We start from the raw sequence: 20,397 nt of genomic DNA, 5'->3' as shown, positions 1-20,397 counted from the left end.
CGCCGCAAAGCCGCTATATTGTCCCTTCACGACTTGCTGAAGGACATCTGGGAAGGGACAAGCAATGAACGCATTCAACAGGATAACTGGTGGCGCGGTGCTCACTCTGGTGCTCGCGGCAGGTCTTGCGACACCAGCCTGGGCCCAAAAGATCAACGCCAACAGCCAGGTGTCGGCCGCCGTCGATAGCAGCGGCATTGATTTCGGCAATGATTCTGGCGATTGGGCCAAAGACGGCGAATGCGACGACCCACGCTTTGAAGGCAAAGGCGTCGCGGTCGAGCTGGTCGATGCCGATATCGGCAAGGATGCCACCGATTGTCGTGCCGCCTTTGAGGCTGGCACCATCACCCTGATCGATGCGGCTGGCGCAGCCGCCACGGCCGACGTTGCCGCGACCTCGACCGGCGTCGATTTTGGCGACGACAGCAGCGAATGGGCCAAGGATGGCGAGTGCGATGATCCGCGCTTTGAAGGCACGGGCGCTGCCACCGAGCGCGTCGAAGCCGACCGCCTCAAGGACGCCACCGACTGCCGCGCCGCTTTTGAGGCTGGCACCGTAACGCTGGTCGGTTCGGGCTCGACCCCAACTGTCGCGCCCCCAGCGACCGCAACCGAAATCGACTTTGGTGACGACAGCAGCGAGTGGGCCAAGGATGGCGAGTGCGACGACCCACGCTTTGAAGGCACCGGTTCGGCCACCGAACTGGTCGACGCCGACCGCCTCAAGGACGCCACCGATTGCCGTGCCGCCTATGAAGCCGGCACCGTGACCCTCAAGGATGGCAGCGACACCCCGGCCACCGCAACCGGCACCAGCGCGGGCACCGACGCCATCGACTATGGCGACGACACCAGCGAATGGGCCAATGATGGCGAATGCGATGACCCCCGCTTTTCGGGCACCGGCGCCGCCTATGAACTGCAGGATATCGATATCGGCCGCGACGCCACCGATTGCCGCGCTGCTGTCGAAGCGGGCACCGTGACCTTCAATGGCGACAAGGGCTCGGCAACGCCGGTCATTTCGGGCGACATCGACTATGGCACCGATAGCAGCGAATGGGCCAAGGACGGCGAATGCGACGACCCACGCTTTTCGGGTTCGGGCGTTGCCAGCGACCCGCTGCAGAGCGATATCGGCGCTGACGCCACCGACTGCCGCGCCGCTGTCGCTGCCGGCACCGCAACCTTTAATGGCGGCGAAGCCAAGGCCCCGATTGCCGCCTTTGACTATGGTCAGGACTGGAGCAAGTGGGCCAATGACGGCGAATGCGACGATCCACGCTTTGAAGGCGCCGGCACCAACAAGAAGCTGCTGAGCGACGACCTTTACGGCGACGCCACCGACTGCCGCACGCTGGTGGAAGCCGGCACCGTCAGCATCCGCACGGTCTACACGCCCGAATATGCCGCCGGCGCGCCCTATAACAGCGACCACATCGACTTCGGCGACAACAGCTCCGACTATGCCGACGACGACGTCTGCGACGATCCACGCTTTGAAGGCCCGGGCGCTGCATCCTACATGCTCGACGACGACCTCAAGAGCGACAGCGTCGACTGCAAGGCAGCGTTCGAAGACGGCACCATCATGCTGATCGACGCGAGCACCGCGAAGTAGGGTTTGCGGGTTGGTTTGAGTTTGAGGCGGCGGGGTGGAAACTCCGCCGTTTTTGTTTTGCGGTGGCGTCTATTCGAAATAGTCAGCACTCGAACTGTCAGTCGACACCCTCCCCCTTGAGGGGAGGGATCAAGGGAGGGGGCGGGCCACGAGCATTAAGTCTGCGGAGAGATACCCCCTCCCTGCTCGATAACGGAGTTAGCAAGCTAACTCCTATCTCGCTTCCCTCCCCTCAAGGGGGAGGGTGGGTCCGGTGGTTGGGATGGTTCGAGGGGCAGAGTTGTGGTCTGTCATTACATATCGAGCCCACAACCTGCGTCCCCCCGCCCCTTCGGGGGGAGGGTCAGGGTGAGGGGACAAACCCTTCAGCTAAGGCACCACGTCTGACCCCCTCACCCGCCACTGCGTGGCGACCTCTCCCCTCAGGGGAGAGGTGATCCGGTAGCAATCTGGACGAATCTGCCCGCCCCCACCACGCTGTCCTCGGACTTGATCCGAGGACCACTCACCACGCGTGCTGGACAATGAAAGGCCCTCGGATCAGGTCCGAGGGCAGCGACTGTGGGGCGGAAAAAGAAAAAGCCCGTGGACACAGGTCCACGGGCTTTCGGAAATCGGCGTGGCAAAAAGACTTACGCCGCTTTGCGTTCGACCATCATCTTCTTGATTTCGGCAATCGCCTTGGCGGGGTTCAGGCCCTTGGGGCAGACCTTGGCGCAGTTCATGATAGTGTGGCAGCGATAGAGCTTAAAGGGGTCTTCGAGGTCGTCGAGGCGTTCCTGGGTGCTTTCATCGCGCGAGTCGATCAGCCAGCGATAGGCCTGCAGCAGCGCCGCTGGGCCGAGATACTTTTCGCCATTCCACCAATAGCTCGGGCACGATGTCGAGCAGCAGGCGCAGAGGATGCACTCATAGAGCCCGTCGAGCTTGGCGCGCTGCGGCACCGACTGGGTCCACTCCTTGGTGGGGGTCGGCGACGTGGTCTTGAGCCATGGCTCGATAGCGCGGTGCTGGGCGTAAAACAGCGTCAGGTCGGGCACCAGATCCTTGACCACCGGCATATGCGGCAGCGGGTAAATCTTGATCGGGCCCTTGCTGTCATCCATGCCCTTGGTGCAGGCCAGGGTATTGAGCCCGTTGATGTTCATCGAGCACGAGCCGCAAATGCCTTCGCGGCATGAGCGGCGCAAAGTCAGCGTGGGATCGACCTTGTTCTTGATCCACAGCAGACCATCGAGAATCATCGGCCCGCAATCGTCGAGATCGACGAAATAGGTATCGATGCGCGGATTGGCGCTCTGGTCGGGATCGTAGCGATAGATGTGATACTCGCGCAGCCGCTTGGCGTTGGCGGGCTTGGCCCAGGTCTTGCCTTTCTGCGGCCGGTCGGCCTTGGGGAGCATCAGTTCGACCATGGGTCGGTCTTCCTTTTTTGAACGCCGCTCAACCGGCGCAGAAACCTAGTAGTTCGGCTTGCAGATCTGGTTCGATTTGGCGACGTAGGTATTGTAGGCCACGTAATCGCCGGCGGCGGGCGAGCCGCCTTTCATCGATTTGATGACCACATCCATGAAGCGCTCATCGATCAGCGTCAGCGCCGCATCGGCCTTGCAGCCGCAGAGCGTCGCGTCCTGGGCGATTCCCATGCAGACCTTGTAGAACTCGTCCTTCTGCGCGGCTGTCGGCGCCGCGGCAAAGCTGGGCGTTGCGGCAGTCAGCAACAGGGCCGAGGCGAAGAGGGCGGCGCGCATCAGTAAACGCGGGCCTTTGGCGCGATCTTTTTGAGATCGATGCCGCCTTCGGATTCTGGCGTCAGCGGATCGACATGCACCGGGCGGTAGCCGAGCTTCACCGCGCCGGTATCGGTATCGATCCAGCTCAGCGTGTGCTTGCGCCACACCACGTCATCGCGGTTCGGATAGTCTTCATGCGCATGGGCGCCACGGCTTTCGTGACGGGCTTCGGCGCTGACGACGGTGACCATGGCATTGGCCATCAAGTTTTCCAGCTCCAGCGTTTCCACCAGATCGGAATTCCAGATCAGCGAACGGTCGGTAACGGCCACATCATGCAGGCGCGAATAGATTTCGCTCATGCTGGCGACGCCACTCTGCAGCGATTCCGAGGTTCGGAACACGGCCGCGTCGGCCTGCATCGTGTGCTGCATTTCATCGCGTAGCTTGGCGGTAGGCTGGCTGCCCGCAGCGTTGCGGAGGCGATCGAAGCGGGCGAGGATCTTGTCGTCCTGCGCCTTGTTGATGGCCGGGATCGGCGCATTGCGGTCGATCACCTGACCGGCGCGAATGGCGGCGGCACGGCCGAACACCACAAGGTCGGTCAGCGAATTGGAACCCAGACGATTAGCGCCATGCACCGAAGCGCAGGCCGCTTCGCCCACGGCCATCAGGCCGGGCACGACGCGGTCGGGATTGTCTTCGGTCGGGTTGAGCACTTCGCCATGATAGTTGGCGGGGATGCCGCCCATATTGTAGTGCACGGTCGGCAGCACAGGGATCGGCTCGCGGGTCAGATCGACACCGGCGAAAATCTTTGCACTCTCAGTAATGCCCGGCAGCCGCTCATGCAGCACCTTTGGATCGAGATGATCGAGGTGGAGATAGATGTGGTCTTTCTTCGGACCAACGCCACGGCCTTCGCGGATTTCGAGCGTCATGCAACGCGATACGACGTCGCGCGATGCCAGATCCTTGGCATTGGGGGCATAGCGCTCCATGAAGCGCTCGCCCTCCGAATTGGTCAGATACCCGCCCTCGCCGCGCGCGCCCTCGGTGATGAGAACGCCGGCGCCATAAATGCCGGTGGGGTGGAACTGCACAAATTCCATGTCCTGCAGCGGCAGGCCGGCGCGCGCCACCATGCCATTACCGTCGCCGGTGCAGGTATGGGCCGAAGTCGCCGAGAAATAGGAGCGGCCATAGCCGCCGGTGGCCAGCACCGTGGTCTTGGCGCGGAAGCGATGCAGCGTGCCGTCATCGAGCTTCCAGGCAATCACGCCCTCGCAGGCACCATTGTCGCCCATGATCAGGTCGAGCGCGAAATATTCGATATAGAACTGCGCATTGTGGCGCAGGCTCTGGCCGTAAAGCGTGTGCAGGATCGCGTGGCCGGTGCGGTCGGCGGCGGCGCAGGTGCGCTGCACCGGTGGGCCATCTCCGAACTCGGTCATGTGGCCGCCAAACGGGCGCTGATAAATCTTGCCATCCTGAGTGCGCGAAAACGGCACGCCGTAATGCTCAAGCTCATAGATCGCAGCCGGGGCTTCGCGCGCCAGATATTCCATGGCGTCATTGTCGCCGAGCCAGTCCGACCCCTTGACGGTGTCGTACATATGCCACTGCCAGCTGTCGGGACCCATATTCTGCAGCGATGCCGCAATGCCGCCCTGGGCCGCGACGGTGTGCGAACGGGTCGGGAAAACCTTGGTGATGCAGGCGGTGTTGAAGCCCTGTTCGGCCATGCCGAGCGTTGCGCGCAGGCCCGCGCCACCGGCGCCAACCACCACCACGTCGAATTCGTGGTCGATGAGTTCGTATTGAGCCATCAGGCTTAACCCCAGAAGACGAGCTTGAGAATGGAGGCGACACCGGCCACCGCGATGATGATGCAGAACAGCGTGTTGAGCATCATGTAGAGGCTGTAGGTGCGACCGTGGAAATAGTCTTCCAGCGTGTCGCGCATGCCGTTGCGCATATGCACGGTGACGATGAGCAGCAGCGCGGCCAGCGGAATGCCGACCCAGCCATTGCCCAGCGTTTCGACCATATCGGCGCGATCCTGACCCGCAAGGCGAACCACGACAAAGATCAGAAAGCCGATAAAGACGACATTGATCGCCCCGGTCAGCCGCTGGGTGATGAAGTGACGGGTCGAGGCTTTCTTGTCGCCATAAACCGATTTTGGATTGGCGACGACGTCGCGGGTAATGACCTGTTCGCGCATCATGCTGCCCATACAAAAACGGTCCAGACCAGCAGGGTCAGGACGGTGGAAGCGATAAGGGTGGCCCAGCCCAGCGCTTCGCGGCGGCCCGGCTCCATCATCACGGCAAAGTCCCAGATGAAATGGCGCAGCCCACTCATCATGTGCTGGAACAGCGCCCAGGTGTAGCCAAACATCACCAGCTGGCCAAACCAGCTGCCATAGATGGAATTGACTACATTGAGCGCATCCTGGCCGGCCGCTGCTGCGCCGAGCCACACCACCAGCAGCACGGTACCGACATAAAGCGCGATACCGGTGGCGCGGTGCAGGATCGACGTGGCCATGGTGATGGTCCAACGGTAGATTTGCAGGTGGGGAGAGAGTGGGCGGGAGCGAACCGTCATGAAGCCTCGCTGGCGTGCGGCTTTGCCGCTTGCAGTTTGGAATGGTTCGAGACTTCTAGCGCTCAAATATTACAAAATCAAAGCGGGAAACTTGATCCGGGGGGCTACTTTTGGCGCATTCCGCACTTTGTTCGTGGAGCGAACGGGATGTGCGCGGTGCGCATTGGGGTGGGGGTTTGGGGGGGTGGCGGCCTTTGTGCCTTACTCGACCGCTGAACCCCTCACCCGCTGCTGCGCAGCGACCTCTCCCCTCAGGGGCGAGGTGAGGCGGTGGGCAGTTCAGGCATTAGAGCGGCCTGGCCACCCACGGCGTCGAAGCAGCAAGCGAATGGAACGGCCATGTATGTCGTCTGCTCACCGGTCGGTCCCCTCTCCCCTGAGGGGAGAGGGTTAGGGTGAGGGGTTCACGGGCGGAGCGGCCGCATTGCTTGAACTGACCCGTGAACCCCTCACCCGGCGCTGCGCGCCGACCTCTCCCCTCAGGGGCGAGGTGAAGAGGGGCGGTGTACTTGGGAGATGGTTTTGAAGAGGATACCCCCACCTGCCGCTCGGCCATAGGCCTCACGGCCTTCTCACCTAAAATCACGCCACCGGCGTGATTTTGCCTTCGGCCGGTTCGAAGTCCCCCTGATAGGGGGAGGAATCTGGTCGGTGGTTGGGCGGGATGGTGCCTCATACTGGATCTGTTCCTCCCCCTTTTCAGGGGGAGGTTAGGTGGGGGTATTCTATACTTTGCAGACCGCCGCTGTAACGCGCCCTACAACCCCGGCCCAGTCCAGCCATCCGCCGCCGATTCCGGCATGGGGCATTTGAACGGCAAGAAGGTGCTGGCCGTGCCGGCATTCATCAGCGCCAGGGTCAGCGCGTTGGCGATTTCGAGTTCCTGGTCCGATTGCGGGCAAATCTCGGCCGGGCCCGAACAGCCGCTGGCGATGAAGTTTTCATTGCCTGCCATGAAGGCAAAGTTCATTTCGTCGCTGCCGAACATGTCCAGCGCCTGCACCCATGCGTCGGCATAGGCAGCGCATTTCTGGGCGGTCCAGCTGTCGGCCGGCTCCTGCGCCATGCTTGGATTGATGGTCGAAAGGGCAATGACGAAGCAGAGGGCGAGACGGCGCATGGATTGATCCGGATTTGAGAGCGCCGCCAAGACCATCGCAGAATGGCCATTCAATGGCTGTAGCGAGGCGCGCTGGTTTATTGCATACCCAAGCCAATCCGGGAGCCACACATGGACGATACTATCCGCATCGAGACCGTCACCGAACTGGCCCGCAATTGGGGGCGGCTGGATCGCTATGAGGTCACCCATGGCCGCAATGACGGCAGGACGCAGACGGTGTCGCGCGAAGTCTATGATCACGGCAGCGCCGCCGCCGTGCTGCTGTTTGAGCCAAACCAGCGCACGGTGATCCTCACCCGCCAGTTCCGCCTGCCGCCGCATCTCAATGGCGATAAGGCATGGTTGATCGAGGCACCGGCCGGACTTCTCGATGGCGAGGCCCCGGCCATTGCGGCGCGGCGCGAGGCGATCGAGGAAACCGGCTATGAACCGCAGGCGCTGGAATTTCTGTTTGACGCCTATATGAGCCCCGGCTCGCTGACCGAGAAATGCGCCTGCTACCTGGCCCACTATACCAAGGGCGAAAAAGTCGCCGATGGTGGTGGGCTAGAGGATGAGGGCGAGGATATCGAGGTGCTGGAACTGGGGTTCGACGCGGTGTTCGGCATGATCAAGAGCGGCGAGATCCGCGATGGGAAGACGATTTTGATGCTACAGGCGTTGAAGTTGAAGCTGTCTGGGGCGGTTTAGGAGCGCACACCGCCAAGACCCACTGCACCTTCCCCGTTGTGCCGGGTGGAGAGTGGCCCTCGGGTCAAGCCCGAGGGAAGCGTGGTGCATGCGGCTAGATGGAGTGCCCGACCGCGTGGTTCGACGGGCTCACCATGAGGTCTCAGGGGTTTAGTGCAGGCCTAGCCCTTCACCTGCGCCCGGATGGCATCCGTATCGATGATCGACCACACCGTTTCAATCCGGCCATCGACAAAGCGATAGAACACGTTCTCGGTGAACTGCACGCGGCGGCCGTTGACGGGGATGCCGAAGAGATCGCCCTTCGGGGTGCAGTCGAAATAGAGCCGCGCCGCAACATTGGGCGGCTCCGCCACCAGGAGGCGGATATCGAACAGCAGGTCGGGAATAGCGCGGTGATCGCCTTCCAGCATGGTTTGATAGCCAGACAGCCCGAGCCGCTTGCCATTATGCTGGGCGTTGTCGCCGACATATTGGCCCAGCCGCGCCCAGTCCTGCCCGTTGAGACAGGCAATATAGCCCCGGTAGATTTCCGCGAGCTCGGCGCTGGTCATTGGCTTTAGAAATCCACCAGCTTTTTATCCGGATCATAGGGTTGGTCCTTGGCGGTGCGGGTCACCGCTTGGCCGCAGCGCATGATTTTGGCTTCCGCGTCGAACGCGTAGCTGGGCGAGCCATGCAGCTGCCAGCCTTCGCTGAGGGCCTTGGTTACCTTATGGCAGAAGGCCGAGTTGTCCTCGCCGGTGAGAAAGCGGTAGATAAGCATGCATAGCCCCAATGTGCGGCGCCTCTCGCGCCGCTGTTGATCTTGCGCGATCTTACCGATATTCGAGAGCCCATGCACAGCTTTCCTGAACACCTGCTCAAGGGCCACGCCAACTTCATGGCTGGTCGTTATTTGCGGGAAAAAGACCGCTATCGCGAACTTGCCGACGGCGGCCAAACCCCCACCACCATGATCATTGCCTGCTGCGACAGTCGCGCCGCACCCGAAATGATCTTCGACGCCGCGCCGGGCGAAGTCTTTGTCCTGCGCAACGTGGCGAATCTGGTCCCCACCTATCAGCCCGATGGCGGCCAGCACGGCACCTCGGCGGCCATCGAATTTGCCGTCAAGGCGCTGCACATCCCCAATATCGTGGTGATGGGCCATGGCCGCTGCGGTGGCATCAAGGCGGCGCTCAATCCTGATGCGCGTCCGCTTGATGCCGGCGACTTCATCGGCAAATGGATGAGCATGCTGGGCGAACTGCCCGGCCAGCTCGGCACCAATTCGATGATGACGGCCACCGAACAGCAGACCGCGCTCGAGCGCATCTCGATTCGCAACTCGATCCGCAACCTGCGCACCTTCCCCTATGTCGCCGAACTCGAAAAAGCGGGCAAATTGGCCGTCCATGGCGCCTGGTTTGACATTTCGACCGGCGAATTGTGGGTCATGAACAACGAGAGCGGCGATTTCGTTCGCCCCCAACTCTGACGTTTTAAGGCGATGTTCTTGCCGATCACTGCGCCGTGAAGTGCTCAACCCGCCCTTCACGGCCGCGTGATAGAACAAATCAAACAAGTCCCACAGCAATATTCGTAGCAGTTCTAAAATCATGCCGATTGGCGCAACGCCGTTGCTAGAATAGATGCTCTATAGAAGGCACAGTCGGCCAGTTTATTTGGCCAATACACTGTGCCTTTTTCTGTTCCATACTGCCCGGAATTTGCCCAATAATGCCCCGGCCAGCGTCCAATTTTGGGCCCGGCCGAGACACATTGCAAAGTCATTGTTTGTCTCACGGGCTGCAGGAGAGCAACCCGTCGGGGATCGGCTAACCGGTCGCCGCTTTCATCTCCCCAACATTGGAGCTCCACTCCCATGAAGAAGATCATCCTCTCGTCCCTCGTCGTTCTCGGCCTTTCGACCGCTGCCTTCGCACAGGCGGCAACCGACTTCACAACCGTTGACGCAGACGCCAGCGGCGGTGTGTCCCTGGTCGAAGCACAGGCTGCCTGGCCTGACCTGACAGAAGAGGCCTTCAACGCGGCGGACCTCGACGGCAATGGTGAACTGTCGGCTGAAGAGTATGCAGCTCTTGCCGCCGCACCGGCCGGCTAAAGACGTAAACGCCCGCTCGGCGGGCGCCCAAGAGGCCACCCCAATCCTTCTGGGGTGGCTTTTCTCTCGGCCGCGTCCCCGCGGTTACGACCGGAGAATTTGACTATGCATAAAATTGCCCTGAGCCTTGCTGCTCTCGCTCTGTCCGCCAGCGCCGTCATGGCGCAGACCCCCACCAGCTTCGCCGACGTCGACACCGACGGCAATGGCGAGCTCAGCTTTGTCGAGCTTCAGGTCGCCTGGCCTGATCTGACCCAGCAGGAATTCGATGCGGCCGATGCCGACAATAGCGGCGGCCTCACACCCGAAGAACTCAATAGCCTGCAGCCATCGGCTATTCCGGCCACGCCAAGCGGCACGCTTGACGCCCCGGCAGCGGCCCCGACCGATGTGTCGCCGGGCACACCGGAAACGATCGCCAACTAGGTTGATCGCACACATGCTTTGACTACGGAACGGCCGCCACATCGCACAGGTGTGGCGGCTTGTTTTTTAGTCGAAGCGCACGCGCGGCTCGCTCGCCCGACCGCGGATGACGGTAACGATCAGCCCGGCAATGACCAGCAGTCCACCGCCCACTTCGATCAGCGTGATGGTTTCGCCAAACACCAGATAGCCCGACAGCAGGCCAGTGATTGGCACCAGGAGCGTAAACGGCGCCACGGCGGAGGTTGGATGCTGGCCCAGCAGCCAGCTCCAGATCGCCCCGGCCAGAATGGTGGCGGGATAGGCGAGAAACGCGATGATCGCCATTTCGCGCCAGCCAAAACCGGCCAATGCGCTAAGCACGGTTTGCGGCCCCTCGACCCAGAGCGACAGGCCCAATAGCGGAATGGGCGCCGCCAGCGCGCCCCAGACGGTGAAGGCCACCGCATTGACGCGCCCGGCCTTTTTGGTCAGCACATTGGCCAGACCCCAGCTGACCGCCGCCATCAGCGTCATGCCCAAGGGCAAAAGCGCCGTCGCGGCCATGCGTTCGGTGGCGATGATGGCAATGCCGGCAAAGGCGATCAGCGCGCCGATCACCTGCATGCGGCGCGGCCGTTCGCCCAGAATGACAAAGGCCAGCGCCATGGTGAAAAACGCCTGCGACTGCAGCACCAGGGAACTCAGGCCGGCCGACATGCCCCAGGCAATCGAGAGGTTGAGGAACGAGTAGAGCGCAAAGCCAAAGGCCAGCCCGAACCCGGCCACCAGCCACCACGGCGCCTTGGGCGGTCGCACGAAAAACACCGCCGGCAGCGCGGCGCAGAAAAACCGCAGGGCGGCGGCCAGAATTGGCGGCAGCGCCTCGACGCTGAGCTTGATGACGACGAAATTAAAGCCCCAGATGGCAACGACAAACAGCGCCAGCAGAACGTGACGAAGCGGCATCAGGCCAGCTTTCGCCGGGCCAGCAGGCGCGGCCCGAAAACGTTGAGCACCAGCCCGACAAAGATCAGCACGCTACCGGCAATCTCAAGCATGGTGACGCCTTCGCCGAGAAAGACGAAAGCGGCGGCAAAGCCAACCACCGGCACCAGCAGCGAGAACGGCGCGATAATGCTGGCCGGATGGCGACCAAGCAGCACCGCCCAGGCGCCATAGCCCATCAGCGTCGAACCATAGGCAATAAACAGCACCGAAAAGATCGCCTGCGGGCTGAGCGACAGCAGCCCCGTAAAGGCCTGCGGACCCTCAAAAATAAACGACAGCGCCAGCATCGGCAGTGGCGGCACCAAAGCGCCCCAAACCACAAAGGCCAGCATGTCGATCTTGCCGGCGCGCTTGGTGATAATGTTGGAAATGGCCCAGAAAAACGCTGCGACCAGCGTCAGCAGCAGCGGCACGAGCACAGCCCCGCCGACATGTTCTGCCCCGATTGTGCCCAGCCCGATCAGCGCAATGGCCGCGCCGCCAAACTGCACCGGCGACGGGCGGTCGCCCAGCGCCAGAATGGCCAGCGCCATGGTGAAAAACACCTGCATCTGCATGACGAGACTGGCGAGCCCCGCCGGCATGCCCAGCTTAATGGCGGTAAACAGTAGGCCGAACTGCACGACGCCCACGGTCAAGCCATAAAGGATCAGCGTCATCCAGCCCACTTTGGGGCGGCGGATGAAAAACACTGCCGGCAGCGCACAGCCGATATAGCGGAGAGCGGTCAGCATATAGGGCGGGATCTCATCGACACCCCATTTGATGGCCACGAAATTGAGCCCCCAGACGAGGACAACACCAAGGGCCAAAGCTATGTCGCGAGGGGGCATTTGAGGATCCAGGTCGGCGCAGCAACGCGCCAGATATACGGTGTCATCCCGGCCTTGACCCGGGACCCATCTTGAGATCGCAGGATGGGCCCCGGGTCAAGCCCGGGGGACACCGCGGATGTGGAGCATTCCCCATGCCCATCCGTTCCACCGTCATTGCCCGGCTTGTCCGGGCGATCCACCCTTCAGCGGGAGTGGAGCCATGGATTACCCGGACAAGCCGGGTAATGACGGAAGGGGATGGATAGCGCCAAATCCAATCCGAGTTCTTACGCCGCTGCGGCCTTGCGGGGCTGCAGGCCGCGGGCGATCAGTTCTTCGGCGATCTGGATGGTGTTGAGCGCTGCGCCCTTGCGCAGATTGTCCGACACGACCCAGATGGCGAGGCCATTTTCGACGGTGTTGTCTTCGCGAATGCGCGACACGAAGGTGTCGTATTCGCCAACCGATTCAACCGGCGTCGCGTAGCCACCGGCCTCGCGCTTGTCGATCACCGAAATGCCGGGCGCTTCGCGCAGGATGTCGCGGGCTTCGTCGGCCGAGATCGGGTTTTCGAACTCGATATTGACCGCTTCGGAATGGCCCACGAACACCGGCACGCGCACGGCGGTGCAGGTCACCTTGATCTTGGGATCGAGGATCTTCTTGGTTTCAGCAAGGACCTTCCACTCTTCCTTGGTGTAGCCGTCTTCCATGAACACATCGATCTGCGGGATGACGTTGAAGGCGATCTGCTTGGGGAACTTGTTGCCCTGCCCTGGGCTGTCATTGACGAAAATGCCCTTGGTCTGGTTCCACAGCTCGTCGACGCCTTCCTTGCCGGCGCCCGAAACGGACTGGTAGGTCGACACGACGACGCGCTTGATCTTGGCAAAGTCATGCAGGGGCTTGAGCGCCACGACCAGCTGGGCCGTCGAGCAGTTTGGATTGGCAATGATGTTGAGGCGCTTTGGATCGGCCAGCCAGCGGTCGAGCACATTGCCGTTCACTTCAGGCACCACCAGCGGCACGTCCGAATTGTAGCGCCAGTAGCTGGAATTATCGATCACGATGCAGCCAGAAGCGGCAATGCGCTGCGCCCATTCCTTGGAAATGGTGCCACCGGCCGACATGATGGCGAAATCGACGCCCTTGAAATCGAAATCATCAAGGTTCTTTGCCTTGAGGATCTTGTCGCCATAGGAAATTTCCCGCCCGATCGAACGCGATGACGCGAGCGCGATCACCTCATCGGCGGGGAACTTGCGCTCGGCCAGAATATTGAGAACTTCACGGCCCACATTGCCCGTGGCTCCGACGACAGCGACGCGATAACCCATTCCTAGAACTCCAGTTCCTACCAAATTCCGCCCCCGCGCGACGTCTTTGCGTCGCGGTCAGTGCTTTTGAGCCTCTCCCCGTCGGGGAGTGGACCCGGGGAAAAGCTTCAAACGGTTTTGGTGGTTTTGGTCATGAGGGCAGCGACGCCGCCGGCGGTGAGCCGGGCGGATGCCTGCTTGGCAATGTCGAAAACGCTGCGCATCGATTGACTGCTTTGGTTGAAAAGCAGGACTTGTCATACTCTCAAATAGGAAAGAGTCAATCAGCTTGGCGCAGGCCCCTGCGACAGCCTGGTTTCAAAAGATGCCCAATTGCCACAGCAACTGTGATAAGGCAGCGCGGGCGGATAAAATTGTTGCAGTATTAATGAGTTTTGCGCGCAATAGCGCAAGGCGGAGAGTTCAGGCATGCGTATTGGTGGATTTGCTGGTGTAGTCGTTGTTGCGGCGCTGATCGCCAGCCCGGCGCAAGCCCAGAACAACAACCTGTATTTCAGCCCGGACCTGACGGCGGACATGACCGCGCCAAGCGCCTTTGACGGGCTTTATGCCGGCGTGCTGATCGGCGCCATCTCGTCGCGCCACAACAATTTCCACGTCGGCGGCGAAGATATCCGCCCAGACATTGGCGGCATTGTCGGCTGGAACCAGCCCGTTGCGCCCGGCGTCATTATCGGCGGCGAATTGCAGGCTACCATCGCCACCGATTTCTCGGGCTCGAGCTATCTGCGCGCCATGGCCGTGGCCCGCCTCGGCTTTGCCGCAGGCGACAATGGCCTGATTTACCTGCTGGGCGGGGTCGGCCGCGTTGGCGAAGGCTGGGCCGGCGAGTTCGGCATGGGTGCCGAAGTCATGGTGACCGACAATATGGCGCTGCGCCTTGAAGCGGCCGGTATCGGTCAGCTCGGCGACGTGCCCAATGGCAACAATTCCGACGCGATCTCGGCCATGCGCATCAGCTCGGCAGCCGTGTGGCAGCTCGACGGCGGCCCGGCCAAGACCACGTTCAATTCCGGCCCCGTCACCAGCTTTACCGGCCCCTACGCGGGTGTGCAGATCGGCGGCTTCACCGATCCACAGTTCAACTTCTTCAAGAACTACGGCTATGGCTGGCACCTCAGCCGCTTCGAGCTCGGCGGCTTTGCCGGTTACAACTGGGCGCTCAACGACTATTTCCGCGCCGGTGTGGAAGCCCAGTTGGGCTTTAACTTCGACACGTCGGGCGACAAGGGCGGCGACGCTTTGGTTCTTGCCCGCCTCGGCGTCGTGCCGTTTGAAGGCATCTTCGCCTATACCGCTGCCGGTGTCGGCGTCGCTGAAGGCAACGGCGCCTATGCGGCGGGTGGTGGCGTTGAATATGCGCTGTGGGGCCAGACGAGCCTGCGCGCCGAAGGCCTCGTGATCGGTCGTCTCGACGGCTTTGAAGGCCCCAGCACCTGGCGCTACTCCACACCAACCACCAAGGTTACCCTTGGCGCGGTGTGGCACTTCGACTAAGAGCCTCTTTAACGCAATCAGTGGCCCACTATCGTGCTACGCCCTCGTGGTTCGAGGCGCGTGACGAACGCGCACCTCACCATGAGGGCTGCGGATAAGCCGCATCAAGAGTAGCCCTCATGGTGAGGTGCTTTGCTCTTGCAAAGCCTCGAACCACGGGGGCGTGCCACCAAAGGATCACCCATGCCCCACTATGATGTCGTAATCCTCGGTGCCGGCGCCGCTGGCATGATGGCCGCCGTCGAGGCGGGCAAGCGCGGTCGCTCGGTGCTGGTGGTCGATCACGCCCGCTATGCCGGCGAAAAGATCCGCATTTCGGGCGGCGGGCGCTGCAACTTCACCAATATCAACGCCACCATCGACAAGGGTCGCGACCGGTTTTTGAGCCAGAACCCGCGCTTTGCGCTGTCGGCGCTCAGCCGCTACACGCCCGACATGTTCATCGCCATGGTGCGCGACCATGGCATTTCGTTTCACGAAAAGACCCTCGGGCAATTGTTCTGCGATGGCCCGGCCACACAGATCAACACCATGTTGCTCGGCGAACTGCGCAAGGCCGGCGCGACGCTGGTGCTGGAAACGTCGGTCGAAAGCGTGACCAAGGAAGACACCGGTTTTTCTATTCAGCTGTCGACCTCGTCGATCACCTCCGACAGCCTGATCGTTGCCACCGGCGGCAAGTCGATCCCCAAAATGGGCGCGACCGGGCTTGGCTATCAGCTGGCCACCCAGTTCGGCCTGCGGCTGACCGACACCCGCCCGGCGCTGGTGCCGCTGACCTTTGAAACCGGGGCGCTCGAAAAGCTCAAGGAACTGTCGGGCATCGCCACGGACGCCATCGTCAAGCACGGCAGGACGGCGTTCGAGGAAGCTCTGTTGTTCACCCATCGCGGCCTGTCGGGCCCCGCAATCCTGCAGATTTCGTCCTATTGGCGCGAAGGCGACGCCATTTCGGTTGATCTGCTGCCCGGCCAGGACGCCGCCGAAGCGCTGCGCGCCGCTCGCAAGGCCAATCCCAAGGTGCAGGTGCAGACGGTACTGGGCGGCATGCTGCCCAAAAAGCTCGCGCAACTGCTCGGCGACGAACTCTACATGCCCGGCATGGTCGGCGATTTCTCGGACAAAAAGCTCGCCGCCGTCGAAGCCGTGCTCAAGAGCTGGACGCTGAAACCCGTCGGTTCGGAGGGCTATCGCACCGCCGAAGTGACACTGGGCGGCGTCGATACGCGCGATCTGGACGCCAAGACCATGGCCTCGCGCGAGGTGCCGGGGCTGTATTTCATCGGCGAAGTGGTTGATGTGACCGGCTGGCTGGGTGGATATAACTTCCAGTGGGCCTGGGCTTCGGGGTTCGCGGCTGGGCAGGCGGCATAGGGGTTTTGGGGCACGCCCTCGTGGCGCGGCGCCAACTCCCCCTGTTCACCTCCCTTGCGAGAACGTAATCCTGTTCCCCGCGGGATCGGTGATTGTCATCGCCAGTCCGCCCCAGGATGGCGTTTCCAACCCGGGGCGGTTGTTCTTGTAGCGCTTGGCCGTCAGTTCGACATGCAGCGCCCGTAGGTCTGTCATCTCGACCCGAATATGGCTGCCCGGCGTGGCGTCGCCGTGATGTTCGGAGATGTGCAGCACCAGTCCGTCGCGGCTGATCTGCAGATAGAGCGGCAGGTCGGGCTCGAAGCGGTGTTCCCAATCAATCGTGAAACCGAGCCAGTCGAGATAAAACTCCCGCGCCTTGGCTTCATCAAAGCTGCGCAGAATCGGGACGGTGCGAGTGAAGGCCATGATCGCTCCTAAAACCGGAAACCCAGCCGCACACCAACATTGGTGGCCGCGCGATCCGTTACACCGCAGCTGCCGAAATCGGGAAGGTGTTCGACCGTCGCAATGAGCGATGTGCCTAAGGGCATGTTGAGGCCGACGCTGCCGGCGATGCGGGCGCCGATGCCGCAGCCGAAATTGCGCGCCGGATCGTTCTGCTCGGCCGAGAACATGGTGGAATGCACAACGCCACCGGCGCTGGCTTCGATAAAGACCGGCAGAACCGGCGCCTGGAAGGTCCAGCTGAGGCCCGCATAGCCGTAAGAGTCCTGCCCCTGCAGGCTGATGGTTGCGCCGATATGGGGCCGCAGCTCGCCGATGACCGTCCAGGCATTGAGGTCAGGCGCGTTAAACAGCAGTTCGACATTGGCATTACCGATCCGCTCGGGATCAAACAGATCCCCACCGCCATCGACGCCACGGGCAACAATGCCACCGCGAATTTCGGGTAGGAAGTTGAACTGCGCCTGCGCCGCGGGAACCGCGAGCAACAGCAGAGCGATGACCATGCAGATGCGCTGATAGATGTGGCTCATGGCGTTGCTCCTTGCGTCAATCTCCGATTGAGCCAGACCGGCGCCGATCGGCAAGGTTTGATTAAAATTGCAATGAACGGAATCTTAGCGTTGCTATCTCGCCGTCATCGTCTTTTGCCGATAGAACGCGGCACAGTCGCACCAAAAGGATTTCGCCATGGCCGCTCCCTTTGCCCTGTCATTGCAGGACCTCGCCCCGATTGCCGAGGGCACGACAACGGCGCAGGCAATGGCCGAGACCATCCTTCTGGCGCAGGAAGCCGACCGGCTCGGCTATACGCGGCTGTGGTATGCTGAGCACCACGGCATGCCGTCCATCGCCTCGTCGGTGCCGGAAATTCTGATCGGCAGTGCTGCGGCGCATACCAGAAACATTCGCGTCGGTTCGGGCGGCGTCATGCTGCTCAATCACGCCCCCCTCCGCATCGCCGAAGCCTATCGCACGCTCGAAGGCCTCTATCCCGGTCGTATCGATCTGGGACTGGGCCGCGCGCCTGGTGGTGACGGCTATGCCATGCGGGCGCTGCGCAGTGGCGGCGGCGAAGAGTTTTCCGCCTATCTCGCCGAACTGATGGCCTTCGACGAGGACAGCTTTCCGCCCGAACATCCCTTTTCGCACGTCCCGGTGTCGCCCGGCGGTATGCGCCTGCCGCCGATGTGGCTGCTCGGCTCGTCTGGCGCCAGCGCGCAGGCGGCGGGGCAATTGGGCATCGGCTACGCCTTTGCCGCCCATTTCAGCCACACGCCTCCCGCGCCAGCCTTTGAGGCCTATCGCTACGCGTTCAACGCCACCGACGCCTTCCCCAAGCCCAAGACCATGTTGTGTGTGTCGGTGATCTGCGCCCCCACCGATGAGGAGGCGCAATACCTGTCGCGCTCGCAGGCGGTGAGCTGGGCACTGTTTACCACCGGCGAGCAGCGCAAACTGATGTCACCGGAAGAGGCGCATGCCCGCGAGCTGACGCCGCAGCAGCAATCGGTGATCGCGCATCAGTCGACACTGTGGATTGTGGGTTCGCCCGAGACGGTGCGCGATACGATCGCGGAAAAGGCCGAGAGCTGTGAGGCCGACGAGGTGATGATCACGACGACGGTGCATAGCTATGAGCTGCGGCGGCGGAGTTATGCGTTGGTGGCTGAGGCGTTTGGGGTGGCGGCGCGGGGGTAAGCAAGAATACCCCCACCTAACCTCCCCTAGAAAAGGGGGAGGAATACCATCGGCGCGTGAACCGCTATTGAGACAAACTCGATCAGCGCCTCCCCCTATCAGGGGGAGGCTGGGTGGGGGTATCCCCTTACGAGTTCGCCGCCCCGATCCGCGCCGTCACTTCAATCTCGATCTTCATGCCCGCTTCGATCATCTGGACGATCAGCATGGACGCAGCCGGGCGGATGTCTTTGAACACGGGGCCGACGGCGGCGACGACCGCGTTCACGTCATTGCGGTCGCCGACATAGTAGACCACGCGCACGGTGTCCTGGATGGACGAGCCGGCTTCCTTGAGGGCCTTGTCGATGGTGGCCAGCGCATTGGCGGCCTGCTGGCCGATATCATCCGGCATGGTCATGGTCGCATAGTCATAACCGGTGGTGCCCGACACATAGATGGTGTCGTCGTGCCGCACGGCGCGGGAATAGCCGAAGGTGGCTTCGAAAGGCGAACCGGTGGAGACGCGCTGGACCATGTCGATCAACTCAAATGTTTGCGGAGGAAATACCGGCTCGAGCCGGGCGGATAGTTCTCGATTTCGCCGAACACGACGTAGCCGAGCTTTTCGTAAAACCCACGCGCCTGAAACGCGAAAGTATCGAGCCAGATGCCGACCAGCTGATGCTCGCGCGCCACGCGCTCGGCCTCGGCCATCAGATCAAGCCCGACGCCCTGCCCGCGCAGACGCTCGGGCACGAACAGCAATTCGACAAACATCCAGCCAAAACCCATCCGCGCCGTCAGCCCACCCTCGACCAACCCGGTATCGGGATGCTTGAGCATCAGACCAATGGAGCCATAGGCGCCCTTAAAATCGGGCGTCTGGCTGCGGTTAAAGGCAATCAGCCCATCCAGCACGGCCGTCCGGCTCTCGGGGGAGAGCTCGGGCTCGTAGTGAATGTCGACCACGGCGCTTAGAGCCAGGGGCGGTCGGACGCCATCTTGGTTTCGAACGTCGTGATCGACGGATCGGACTTGAGCGTGCCGGCGATATCGTCGAGGCCTTCAAGCAGGATCTGCTTGCGCGACGGGTCGATATCGAAATGGATGGTGCCGCCATCGGGGCCGCGAACGGTCTGGGCTTCCAGATCGATGGTGAGGGTTGCGTTGGAGCCGCGCTCGGCGTCATCGAGCAGCAGCTTGAGCTGCTCTGGCGAAACGACCAGCGGCAGGATGCCGTTCTTGAAGCAGTTATTGTAGAAAATGTCGGCGAAGCTGGTCGAGATCACGCAGCGCACGCCAAAATCGAGCAGCGCCCATGGCGCGTGCTCGCGCGAGGAACCACAACCAAAATTGTCGCCGGCCACGATGATCGACGCCTGACGGTAACCCGGCTTGTTCAAGACAAATTCGGGGTTCTCGGTGCCATCTTCATTATAGCGCATTTCCGAAAACAGCGCCGTGCCCAGACCAGTCCGCTTGATGGTCTTGAGATACTGCTTGGGGATGATCATGTCGGTGTCGATATTGATGATCGGCAGGGGCGCCGCGACACCGGTATGGGTAATGAATTTGTCCATGGCTCGAAAACCTCGCTTTGGCCAAGGGTAATCGCGCAAAACCGGGCTTTTGGTCAAGTCGCGTTTGGGAGAATGCGTTCGGCTGGGCACGCCCTCGTGGTTCGAGGGTCGCTACGCTCCCACCTCACCATGAGGGCTACTCCAACGCCGCACCAAGAACAGCCCTCGTGTGAGGTGCGGGTTCTGTCAGTCGACCCCCTCCCCCTTGCGGGGAGGGATCAAGGGTGAGAGTGAGTAACGAGCTCGGCACTCTCGGAGAGATACCCCCACCCTGCTCGATCACGGAGTTAGCAAGCTAACCCCTATCTCGCTTCCCTCCCCGCAAGGGGGGAGGGTGGACGAGTGAAGGCTCAGTGCA

Annotated in this window: 24 protein-coding genes; 8 read left to right on the top strand and 16 right to left on the bottom strand. The window is 61.9% G+C overall.

Annotation, left to right across the window (positions count from 1 at the left end):
• Positions 1-64: 64 nt before the first annotated feature.
• Positions 65-1,624: a hypothetical protein gene (locus ABIE28_RS19685; protein WP_354065927.1), complete on the top strand. Its 1,560-nt coding sequence runs from the start codon at positions 65-67 to the stop codon at positions 1,622-1,624.
• Positions 1,625-2,256: 632 nt separating this feature from the next.
• Here the strand turns inward: ABIE28_RS19685 and ABIE28_RS19680 are convergent.
• The 6 genes from ABIE28_RS19680 to ABIE28_RS19655 form a co-directional block, all read right to left on the bottom strand.
• Positions 2,257-3,039 (bottom strand): succinate dehydrogenase iron-sulfur subunit, encoded by a 783-nt coding sequence (locus tag ABIE28_RS19680; protein ID WP_354065925.1) that lies wholly within the window; start codon positions 3,037-3,039, stop codon positions 2,257-2,259.
• A 45-nt stretch (positions 3,040-3,084) separates the two neighbouring features.
• Entirely contained in the window at positions 3,085-3,375 is a 291-nt protein-coding gene (locus ABIE28_RS19675; protein WP_354065923.1) for a hypothetical protein, read from the bottom strand.
• Positions 3,375-5,186, bottom strand: coding sequence for a succinate dehydrogenase flavoprotein subunit (gene sdhA / locus ABIE28_RS19670; RefSeq protein WP_354065921.1), 1,812 nt, complete (start codon positions 5,184-5,186; stop codon positions 3,375-3,377). Before sdhA ends, ABIE28_RS19675 begins: the two co-directional genes overlap by 1 nt.
• A gap of 5 nt (positions 5,187-5,191) precedes the next feature.
• The gene (gene sdhD / locus ABIE28_RS19665) at positions 5,192-5,596 is read right to left on the bottom strand and encodes a succinate dehydrogenase, hydrophobic membrane anchor protein (RefSeq protein ID WP_354065919.1); all 405 of its coding nucleotides are present in this window, start codon (positions 5,594-5,596) and stop codon (positions 5,192-5,194) included.
• Entirely contained in the window at positions 5,584-5,970 is a 387-nt protein-coding gene (gene sdhC, locus ABIE28_RS19660) for a succinate dehydrogenase, cytochrome b556 subunit (RefSeq protein ID WP_354065917.1), read from the bottom strand. Before sdhC ends, sdhD begins: the two co-directional genes overlap by 13 nt.
• Before the next feature lie 757 nt (positions 5,971-6,727).
• Positions 6,728-7,090, bottom strand: a complete 363-nt coding sequence (locus tag ABIE28_RS19655) for a hypothetical protein (protein WP_354065915.1) — start codon at positions 7,088-7,090, stop codon at positions 6,728-6,730.
• 111 nt (positions 7,091-7,201) lie between these two features.
• Between ABIE28_RS19655 and ABIE28_RS19650 the strand changes: the two genes are divergently transcribed.
• Positions 7,202-7,783 (top strand): NUDIX domain-containing protein, encoded by a 582-nt coding sequence (locus tag ABIE28_RS19650; protein ID WP_354065913.1) that lies wholly within the window; start codon positions 7,202-7,204, stop codon positions 7,781-7,783.
• Positions 7,784-7,944: 161 nt separating this feature from the next.
• On the opposite strand, the gene ABIE28_RS19645 is transcribed toward ABIE28_RS19650, so the two are convergent.
• The gene (locus tag ABIE28_RS19645; protein WP_354065911.1) at positions 7,945-8,337 is read right to left on the bottom strand and encodes an ester cyclase; all 393 of its coding nucleotides are present in this window, start codon (positions 8,335-8,337) and stop codon (positions 7,945-7,947) included.
• A gap of 5 nt (positions 8,338-8,342) precedes the next feature.
• The gene (locus tag ABIE28_RS19640; protein ID WP_354065909.1) at positions 8,343-8,549 is read right to left on the bottom strand and encodes a DUF1737 domain-containing protein; all 207 of its coding nucleotides are present in this window, start codon (positions 8,547-8,549) and stop codon (positions 8,343-8,345) included.
• Positions 8,550-8,621: 72 nt separating this feature from the next.
• Here ABIE28_RS19640 and ABIE28_RS19635 point away from each other — a divergent pair, with 72 nt between their 5' ends.
• From ABIE28_RS19635 to ABIE28_RS19625, 3 genes are all read left to right on the top strand, one after another.
• The gene (locus ABIE28_RS19635; protein WP_354065907.1) at positions 8,622-9,263 is read left to right on the top strand and encodes a carbonic anhydrase; all 642 of its coding nucleotides are present in this window, start codon (positions 8,622-8,624) and stop codon (positions 9,261-9,263) included.
• Positions 9,264-9,650: 387 nt separating this feature from the next.
• A complete protein-coding gene (locus ABIE28_RS19630) occupies positions 9,651-9,890 on the top strand; it encodes an EF-hand domain-containing protein (RefSeq protein ID WP_354065905.1) in 240 nt (79 codons plus the stop codon).
• Positions 9,891-9,995: 105 nt separating this feature from the next.
• The gene (locus ABIE28_RS19625; protein ID WP_354065903.1) at positions 9,996-10,316 is read left to right on the top strand and encodes an EF-hand domain-containing protein; all 321 of its coding nucleotides are present in this window, start codon (positions 9,996-9,998) and stop codon (positions 10,314-10,316) included.
• 66 nt (positions 10,317-10,382) lie between these two features.
• On the opposite strand, the gene ABIE28_RS19620 is transcribed toward ABIE28_RS19625, so the two are convergent.
• The 3 genes from ABIE28_RS19620 to ABIE28_RS19610 form a co-directional block, all read right to left on the bottom strand.
• Positions 10,383-11,264 carry an EamA family transporter gene (locus ABIE28_RS19620; protein ID WP_354065901.1) on the bottom strand — a complete coding sequence of 294 codons (882 nt, stop codon included), beginning with the start codon at positions 11,262-11,264 and terminating at the stop codon, positions 10,383-10,385.
• Positions 11,264-12,139 carry an EamA family transporter gene (locus ABIE28_RS19615; RefSeq protein WP_354065899.1) on the bottom strand — a complete coding sequence of 292 codons (876 nt, stop codon included), beginning with the start codon at positions 12,137-12,139 and terminating at the stop codon, positions 11,264-11,266. The genes ABIE28_RS19620 and ABIE28_RS19615 overlap by 1 nt, the downstream gene beginning before the upstream one ends.
• A 269-nt stretch (positions 12,140-12,408) precedes the next feature.
• Entirely contained in the window at positions 12,409-13,458 is a 1,050-nt protein-coding gene (locus tag ABIE28_RS19610; protein WP_354065897.1) for an aspartate-semialdehyde dehydrogenase, read from the bottom strand.
• Positions 13,459-13,866: 408 nt separating this feature from the next.
• Here ABIE28_RS19610 and ABIE28_RS19605 point away from each other — a divergent pair, with 408 nt between their 5' ends.
• Positions 13,867-14,955 carry a hypothetical protein gene (locus ABIE28_RS19605; RefSeq protein ID WP_354065895.1) on the top strand — a complete coding sequence of 363 codons (1,089 nt, stop codon included), beginning with the start codon at positions 13,867-13,869 and terminating at the stop codon, positions 14,953-14,955.
• A 183-nt stretch (positions 14,956-15,138) separates the two neighbouring features.
• The gene (locus ABIE28_RS19600; protein ID WP_354065893.1) at positions 15,139-16,329 is read left to right on the top strand and encodes a BaiN/RdsA family NAD(P)/FAD-dependent oxidoreductase; all 1,191 of its coding nucleotides are present in this window, start codon (positions 15,139-15,141) and stop codon (positions 16,327-16,329) included.
• A 45-nt stretch (positions 16,330-16,374) separates the two neighbouring features.
• On the opposite strand, the gene ABIE28_RS19595 is transcribed toward ABIE28_RS19600, so the two are convergent.
• On the bottom strand, positions 16,375-16,737 hold the full coding sequence (locus tag ABIE28_RS19595) for a glyoxalase superfamily protein (protein WP_354065891.1): 363 nt from the start codon (positions 16,735-16,737) through the stop codon (positions 16,375-16,377).
• Positions 16,738-16,745: 8 nt separating this feature from the next.
• Entirely contained in the window at positions 16,746-17,309 is a 564-nt protein-coding gene (locus tag ABIE28_RS19590) for a hypothetical protein (protein WP_354065889.1), read from the bottom strand.
• 157 nt (positions 17,310-17,466) lie between these two features.
• Here ABIE28_RS19590 and ABIE28_RS19585 point away from each other — a divergent pair, with 157 nt between their 5' ends.
• On the top strand, positions 17,467-18,477 hold the full coding sequence (locus ABIE28_RS19585) for an LLM class flavin-dependent oxidoreductase (RefSeq protein WP_354065887.1): 1,011 nt from the start codon (positions 17,467-17,469) through the stop codon (positions 18,475-18,477).
• A 127-nt stretch (positions 18,478-18,604) separates the two neighbouring features.
• Here ABIE28_RS19585 and ABIE28_RS19580 read toward each other — a convergent pair whose 3' ends face one another.
• The 3 genes from ABIE28_RS19580 to leuD are packed head-to-tail and all read right to left on the bottom strand — an operon-like array spanning position 18,605 to position 20,039.
• Positions 18,605-18,994, bottom strand: coding sequence for a RidA family protein (locus ABIE28_RS19580; RefSeq protein ID WP_354065885.1), 390 nt, complete (start codon positions 18,992-18,994; stop codon positions 18,605-18,607).
• 5 nt (positions 18,995-18,999) lie between these two features.
• Positions 19,000-19,428, bottom strand: a complete 429-nt coding sequence (locus tag ABIE28_RS19575; protein ID WP_354065883.1) for a GNAT family N-acetyltransferase — start codon at positions 19,426-19,428, stop codon at positions 19,000-19,002.
• 5 nt (positions 19,429-19,433) lie between these two features.
• Positions 19,434-20,039, bottom strand: coding sequence for a 3-isopropylmalate dehydratase small subunit (gene leuD / locus ABIE28_RS19570; protein WP_354065881.1), 606 nt, complete (start codon positions 20,037-20,039; stop codon positions 19,434-19,436).
• Positions 20,040-20,397: the final 358 nt, after the last annotated feature.

The organism is Devosia sp. 2618, from assembly GCF_040546815.1.
Classification (GTDB): domain Bacteria; phylum Pseudomonadota; class Alphaproteobacteria; order Rhizobiales; family Devosiaceae; genus Devosia.
This window is presented reverse-complemented; position numbering and strand designations above follow the sequence as displayed.

Bases quoted from the DNA above. Each gene is read 5' to 3' on its own strand.
- ABIE28_RS19685 (WP_354065927.1), top strand. From the start codon at position 65: ATGAACGCATTCAACAGGATAACTGGTGGCGCGGTGCTCACTCTGGTG.
- ABIE28_RS19680 (WP_354065925.1), bottom strand. From the start codon at position 3,039: ATGGTCGAACTGATGCTCCCCAAGGCCGACCGGCCGCAGAAAGGCAAG.
- ABIE28_RS19675 (WP_354065923.1), bottom strand. From the start codon at position 3,375: ATGCGCGCCGCCCTCTTCGCCTCGGCCCTGTTGCTGACTGCCGCAACG.
- sdhA (WP_354065921.1), bottom strand. From the start codon at position 5,186: ATGGCTCAATACGAACTCATCGACCACGAATTCGACGTGGTGGTGGTT.
- sdhD (WP_354065919.1), bottom strand. From the start codon at position 5,596: ATGGGCAGCATGATGCGCGAACAGGTCATTACCCGCGACGTCGTCGCC.
- sdhC (WP_354065917.1), bottom strand. From the start codon at position 5,970: ATGACGGTTCGCTCCCGCCCACTCTCTCCCCACCTGCAAATCTACCGT.
- ABIE28_RS19655 (WP_354065915.1), bottom strand. From the start codon at position 7,090: ATGCGCCGTCTCGCCCTCTGCTTCGTCATTGCCCTTTCGACCATCAAT.
- ABIE28_RS19650 (WP_354065913.1), top strand. From the start codon at position 7,202: ATGGACGATACTATCCGCATCGAGACCGTCACCGAACTGGCCCGCAAT.
- ABIE28_RS19645 (WP_354065911.1), bottom strand. From the start codon at position 8,337: ATGACCAGCGCCGAGCTCGCGGAAATCTACCGGGGCTATATTGCCTGT.
- ABIE28_RS19640 (WP_354065909.1), bottom strand. From the start codon at position 8,549: ATGCTTATCTACCGCTTTCTCACCGGCGAGGACAACTCGGCCTTCTGC.
- ABIE28_RS19635 (WP_354065907.1), top strand. From the start codon at position 8,622: ATGCACAGCTTTCCTGAACACCTGCTCAAGGGCCACGCCAACTTCATG.
- ABIE28_RS19630 (WP_354065905.1), top strand. From the start codon at position 9,651: ATGAAGAAGATCATCCTCTCGTCCCTCGTCGTTCTCGGCCTTTCGACC.
- ABIE28_RS19625 (WP_354065903.1), top strand. From the start codon at position 9,996: ATGCATAAAATTGCCCTGAGCCTTGCTGCTCTCGCTCTGTCCGCCAGC.
- ABIE28_RS19620 (WP_354065901.1), bottom strand. From the start codon at position 11,264: ATGCCGCTTCGTCACGTTCTGCTGGCGCTGTTTGTCGTTGCCATCTGG.
- ABIE28_RS19615 (WP_354065899.1), bottom strand. From the start codon at position 12,139: ATGCCCCCTCGCGACATAGCTTTGGCCCTTGGTGTTGTCCTCGTCTGG.
- ABIE28_RS19610 (WP_354065897.1), bottom strand. From the start codon at position 13,458: ATGGGTTATCGCGTCGCTGTCGTCGGAGCCACGGGCAATGTGGGCCGT.
- ABIE28_RS19605 (WP_354065895.1), top strand. From the start codon at position 13,867: ATGCGTATTGGTGGATTTGCTGGTGTAGTCGTTGTTGCGGCGCTGATC.
- ABIE28_RS19600 (WP_354065893.1), top strand. From the start codon at position 15,139: ATGCCCCACTATGATGTCGTAATCCTCGGTGCCGGCGCCGCTGGCATG.
- ABIE28_RS19595 (WP_354065891.1), bottom strand. From the start codon at position 16,737: ATGGCCTTCACTCGCACCGTCCCGATTCTGCGCAGCTTTGATGAAGCC.
- ABIE28_RS19590 (WP_354065889.1), bottom strand. From the start codon at position 17,309: ATGAGCCACATCTATCAGCGCATCTGCATGGTCATCGCTCTGCTGTTG.
- ABIE28_RS19585 (WP_354065887.1), top strand. From the start codon at position 17,467: ATGGCCGCTCCCTTTGCCCTGTCATTGCAGGACCTCGCCCCGATTGCC.
- ABIE28_RS19580 (WP_354065885.1), bottom strand. From the start codon at position 18,994: ATGGTCCAGCGCGTCTCCACCGGTTCGCCTTTCGAAGCCACCTTCGGC.
- leuD (WP_354065881.1), bottom strand. From the start codon at position 20,039: ATGGACAAATTCATTACCCATACCGGTGTCGCGGCGCCCCTGCCGATC.